This is a genomic window from Mesorhizobium sp. M4B.F.Ca.ET.089.01.1.1 (assembly GCF_004022605.1).
Taxonomy (GTDB): Bacteria; Pseudomonadota; Alphaproteobacteria; order Rhizobiales; family Rhizobiaceae; genus Mesorhizobium; species Mesorhizobium abyssinicae.
In genome coordinates, this window is sequence record NZ_RZOS01001279.1 from 1 (window position 1) to 535 (window position 535).

At 66.5% G+C, this 535-nt stretch carries 1 protein-coding gene; it reads left to right on the forward strand.

The window, feature by feature from the left end:
- Positions 1-145: 145 nt before the first annotated feature.
- Positions 146-535: hypothetical protein (locus tag EN780_RS37140; protein WP_245500277.1), on the forward strand; the 390-nt coding region annotated here is incomplete at its 3' end.

Here is a 535-nt window from a genome sequence, read left to right on the forward strand (position 1 = left end):
GGCGCAGCTTACCGGCGACCATCGCCTGGCCATGCAGAAATACGAGGCCGCGGCTACGGTGCTGCCCGATGACGGCCATCTCTGGCTCGAGCTGGCGCGCGTCTTGGTGGTGCGCAGCAGCTTGTAGGCGTTGAAGGCGGCGGACGTGCCGTTTGTCGGCAAGGTCGACGATTCGGAGGTGTTGGAGGCCGGCTGCACGGCAAGCGTCTCGCGCGCCGAAGCGCTCGCGCTGCTCGGCGCCGGTCTCGACCGCCGCGATCTCTACCGGCCGTCGCTGCAGGCTTATGAAGCGAGCCTCGCGCTGGTCAGCTCACCGGCTGTCCAGGCTGATTATGCGGACCTGAAGGCCCGCAAGGGCTTCCGCGTCATCGATCACACCGTCGATGCCGACACCAGCGCGCCGCGCATCTGCGCGCAATTCTCCGAGGATCTGGTCAAGACCGGGGTCGACTATTCGCAGTTCGTCACCGTCGACAACGCCGCCCCCAAGGGCGTCGAAGCCAAGGACAAGCAGATCTGCGTCGAAGGGCTGGAG